At 49.9% G+C, this 5,053-nt stretch carries 3 protein-coding genes; all 3 read left to right on the top strand.

Features of this window, described 5'->3' with window-relative positions; translation table 11 throughout:
* The first annotated feature begins 218 nt into the window (after positions 1-218).
* On the top strand, positions 219-4,100 hold the full coding sequence (locus JX312_RS08985; protein ID WP_204457763.1) for a DUF2723 domain-containing protein: 3,882 nt from the start codon (positions 219-221) through the stop codon (positions 4,098-4,100).
* A gap of 58 nt (positions 4,101-4,158) precedes the next feature.
* The gene (locus JX312_RS08980; protein ID WP_124030885.1) at positions 4,159-4,779 is read left to right on the top strand and encodes a polysaccharide deacetylase family protein; all 621 of its coding nucleotides are present in this window, start codon (positions 4,159-4,161) and stop codon (positions 4,777-4,779) included.
* Positions 4,780-4,791: 12 nt separating this feature from the next.
* Positions 4,792-5,053 (top strand): NAD-dependent epimerase/dehydratase family protein (locus JX312_RS08975; RefSeq protein WP_204457762.1); only part of this gene is annotated, 262 nt, incomplete at its 3' end.

Below are 5,053 nucleotides of genomic sequence, written 5' to 3'. Positions count from 1 at the left end.
CGCCGATGGTACTGCGAAAGCGGAAGAGTAGGTAATCGCCACCTTTAAGCCTCAGAGAAATCTGAGGCTTTTTTTATGTCAATATTGAGTCCGTTTGTTGTTATTTATAGGGTAATTTATGGGAATATCGGGAAAATTGCGTAATTTTGTAAATTAACTTCGAATTTTTGATAAGTAAGCGTTGTGAATTTCAAATCTTACTTAAGCTTAATTAATTTATGCTGACAAGGAAATATAATCTGGTCAACAATGTCGTCGGGTGGGTGGTGTTTGCCATCGCTCTCGTCACATATTGGTTGACACTTGAGCCGACAGCCTCCTATTGGGATTGCGGCGAGTTTATCATTCAGGCTGACAAGCTGGAAGTGGGGCATCCTCCGGGCAATCCTATCTTTATGCTTACGGCTCGTTTCTTCGCAAATTTCGCTCCTAATGATCAGTTGGTGTCAGTGATGGTCAACGCCATGAGCGGCTTGCTTTCTGCTTTGACAATACTTCTGCTTTTCTGGACGATAACACATCTTGTCAGACGGCTTATAGTAAGAGACGGTCTGCGCAGGGAGATTTCACTTTCGAGATACTTCGTTATCATGGGCAGCGGCGTTGTCGGTGCGTTGGCTTATTGCTGGAGCGATACATTCTGGTTCTCAGCCGTAGAGGGTGAGGTCTATGCTTTCTCTTCTTTTTGCACGGCTTTGGTCTTCTGGCTTATTCTCAAATGGGAGAACAGGGCGGATGAACCGCATTCCGACAGGTATCTGATACTAATTGCCTATGTAATCGGCATCAGTGTTGCCGTGCATCTGCTGAATCTGCTCTGTATCCCGGCGATTGTGCTCGTATTTGCATACAGAAAATGGAAGGATATGGATCTTGTCAAGTCGCTTGTCGCGCTTGGCGTATCTTTCGTCATAGTGGCATTAGTACTCTTTGGTCTGGTTCCGGGATTCATAAAAATGGCGCAGCGGTTCGAGCTGATGTTTGTAAACGGTTTCGGAATGAGCTTCAACAGCGGGGCTTTGTTCTATGCATTCCTGACTGTTGCGGTGTTCTTCTGGGCGTTGCATGCTCTCTGGCGGCAGCAGTCGGCGTTGATGATAAAAGTGTCGTTTCTTGTTGCTGTCACGCTTTCCGGTATGCTTTTTATGGACAGCGGATGGTGGCTGGGCTGGATATTGACCGCCGCGCTTGCCGCATGGCTCTTCATTCGCGGAGCGCGTCCTTTGCCGTTAAGAGTATTGAATAATGTGATGTGGAGCATTGCTGTCATATTTATCGGTTATTCCAGCTACGCGCTTATTCTTATCCGCTCCAGCGCAGACACACCGATGAACCAGAATTCTCCCGACAACGTATTTGACCTGGCTTCTTATCTGAACCGTGAGCAATATGGCGAGAATCCGTTGATCTATGGCGAAACACTTTATTCGGGACCCCAGAAGAAACTGATGGGAGTCATGACCGATACAGTCACCTATCGTGAGGACGGGTCTCCTGTGCTTGTCAATTATCCGAGCTATCAGCAGGTGGTAGAGAAGGGCAAGCCGATGTATGCAAAAGGCGTGAAAGGTGCCGTGCCGACATCCGAATACGGCTTCCTGACTACGGGCGAGCAGGCTTCGAATGCGGCAAAAGCGCAGAAAGGTGGTGATTATTATGTGAAACGCGACTATAAGCCCGAGGTTAAGATGAATCCCGAGCTGAACATGCTTTTCCCGCGTATATACAGCCGTATGCACCGCGATTTGTATAAGCAGTGGGTTACACTCGACACCACTCCGTCCAATCTGAAAGAGCTTTATGCAGTAGATGCAGTCACGGGTGAGAAGGTTCCTGAGACGGATCTTCAGGGAGAACCTTATATGAATCAGGTGACAGGTCAGGTCACGTACCCCCAGAAAATGGGATATCGTCCGACATATGCGCAGAATCTCGAATATTTCTACAACTACCAGCTTGTCCACATGTATATGCGTTATTTCATGTGGAACTTCGCCGGTCGTCAGAACGATATACTGAATCAGTCAGGCGAGCTTGATGCCGGCAACTGGATTTCCGGAATCCCAGTAATCGACAATGCACGTCTCGGAGACCAGTCGCTTCTTCCCGATGATCTCGGAAAGAATAACCCCGGACACAATGTCTATTACATGCTTCCGCTTATATTGGGTCTTATCGGTCTTTTGTGGCAGGCATTCGCAGGTAAGCGAGGCATAGAGCAGTTCTGGGTTGTGTTCTTCCTGTTTTTCATGACTGGAATCGCGATTGTGCTCTATCTTAACCAACCACCCGGTCAGCCGCGAGAGCGTGATTACGCATTTGCGGGTTCGTTCTATGCCTATGCTATATGGATAGGTATGGGAGTTGTCGGTCTGTGGAATATCATCAGGCTTATTGCCGGCAGTCGTAAACGCGCTTCGGCATCGGTATATTGTGCCGCCACGGCGTGTGTTCTCGGTGCAGCGGTGCCCGTGCAGATGGTGAGTCAGACATGGGATGACCATGACAGAAGCGGAAGATATGCCGCGCGGGATTTCGCAATCAACTATCTGAACAGTCTCGAACCGAACGCGATAGTCTTCTGCAACGGAGATAACGATACTTTCCCGCTCTGGTATGCCCAGGAGGTAGAGGGTGTGCGTCCGGATGTGAAGATCATAAACCTCAGCTACCTTGCCTCAGACTGGTATGCCAATCAGATGCGTCAGGAAAGTTACGAGGCGGCTCCTGTGCACTTCACCGCCACCCCCGCCGATTGTGCCTATGGAAAAATGGATGTTACCATTCCGGGGCGCGAGCGTGCACCGGCAGATCTTCTGTCGAGTCTCAAGCTGATTTATTCGGGCAAGACATATAACCAAGATTATCGTTATCCCGAGTTCCCGTCGAGCGTTGTCACAATTCCTGTAGACAAAGAGGCTGTGATCAAACGCGGTCTTGTGGCTCCGCAGGATTCCGCAGAGATTGTCAACGAGATTGTCATAGACCTTGCGGGTGCTCCTGCCATAACGAGAAAAGGGTATGTCGGTCTCGGTGAGCTACTGATGCTTGACATCATAGCCACAAATGCCGCCGAAGGGTGGCCCCGTCCGATATATTGGTGCTCCACAGTCGGCGACGAGTATTATCTCGGCATGAGAGATTACTTGCGGTCAACAGGCATGACGCACCAGTTGGTGCCCACACGCCAGTCGGGAATTCCGGCGAGAGCCGACAGAGCATATGATGTAGTGACCAATTACCGATGGGGCGGTGCGGACAAAGCCGTTGCCGGTGGCACACCCTATTTTGACGAGACCGCGCGACGGATGCTTGTGACTACGCGCAACTCAATGCTTGACGTGGCTTCGGAACTTATATATCAGGGCGACCGCAAGGCGACCGCCGGTGATGATAAGGGAGCCAAAGAGGAGTACAAGAAGGCGCTGAACACCTTAAATCTTCTTACACGCAATCTGTCAGAGAATGTGACACGCTATGACATAACAGTGGCGATGACCCTTCCCGAAATTTACGGAGAACTCGGGAAAAAACTCGGGGACAAGTCTCTTACGGAAAAAGGGCGTGATCTTATATGGAGCCAGATGGAGCGTTATATACAGTATGTAGCCTATCAGCAGAATATAGCGATGACTTTCGGCGGAGTTGCGTTGACACACGAATCGCGTCTGATGCCGTATCAGTACTGGTATCTGATCAAGGTTTACGAAGACCTTGGCGGTGATCCGAAAAAGACAGACTCGTTGCTGAAGAGATACGGCTTCAACCGCAACGACCTCAAGGCAGCTTACGACCGGGCTTACAGCGGAGGCTCGGGCGGCTCGGGAGAAGGCGGAGCCGGAGGTTATTCGGAGTCGGATTATGTCAATGAGCTTGCGGAAGTGGCGCGTATCGTAAACGAACTTGCCGCGCTGCCTGACGCAGAATACTCGGCGCGCAGTGCCGACGACCGTTATTACGACTCAATATATTACGATGTCTATCAGCAATATCTCAAGGCAGGCATCAAGCAGGAATCTCTTGATGCCAACGCCGAGATAAAGAAAGTTGACATGGTGCGTAGCAAACGACTTAACGAAGAGTTTAACTCAAAGCATTAGAATAAGGCAACTCATGGGCTGCGCAAGTCGCCGCCCCTGAGTTTCTGTTGTATCTGACATGTTGATTGAAAGAATACCCGAATGGTTGAGAAAACTTGCGAAGGACGCGGTCTTCATGATTCCCCAGCGGGAAGGTGAGAAGAAAGTGTATCTCACATTCGATGACGGTCCTATTCCGGAGGTCACTCCCCGTCTTCTTGACCTTCTTGACAGTTACGGGATAAAGGCTACCTTCTTCATGGTAGGTGACAATGTGCGCAAATATCCGGAGCTGTTTGCCGATGTGAAGCGACGGGGCCATAGAGTAGGCAACCACACGATGCATCACCTGCAGGGTCTGCGGGAAAGCAAGGATGCGTATCTTGCCGATGTCGCGGATGCCGACAGATATATAGGGAGCGATCTATTCCGTCCGCCTCACGGCTGGATGAAAAGAAGCCAGGGGAAAGAGCTGTCGGCTAAATACCGGATAGTTATGTATGATCTGGTTACACGCGATTACAGCAAACATCTTGATGCCGGCGATGTCTTCGACAATGTGAAGAAATATGCGCGTCCCGGTTCGATAATAGTTTTTCATGACTCGCTGAAAAGTCTTCCGCGTCTTTTCGAGGCATTGCCAAAGAGCATCGAGTGGCTGATGGAGCAAGGATATAAGTTTGATGTTTTATTCAAGTAAGTTCCGATGGAGATGGAAGATAAGATCTTGATTCGCAAGAAGAGAGTGCTTGTTGTGGGAGCCGGCGGCTTCACCGGCGGCTTTATAGTGGAAGAGGGGTTGCGCCGCGGATATGAGGTGTGGGCAGGAGTTCGCGAGACAACCTCGCGCCGATGGCTTTCAGACGAAAGAATCAGATTCCTGAATCTTGACTTTTCTCGTCCGGAGAGTCTTTCCGCCACCTTGTCGACAGCGTTGCCGGCAGGAGAAAAGTGGGATTACATAGTGTATAACC

The sequence above is a fragment of the Barnesiella sp. CU968 genome, from assembly GCF_905219685.1.
GTDB classification, from domain to species: Bacteria; Bacteroidota; Bacteroidia; order Bacteroidales; family Muribaculaceae; genus Lepagella; species Lepagella muris_A.
Note: the sequence above shows the minus strand (reverse complement) of the source record. Positions and strands in the feature narration are given on the sequence as shown.

Excerpts from the sequence above, each read along its gene's own strand:
- JX312_RS08985 (WP_204457763.1), top strand. The coding sequence starts at position 219 with ATGCTGACAAGGAAATATAATCTGGTCAACAATGTCGTCGGGTGGGTG.
- JX312_RS08980 (WP_124030885.1), top strand. The coding sequence starts at position 4,159 with ATGTTGATTGAAAGAATACCCGAATGGTTGAGAAAACTTGCGAAGGAC.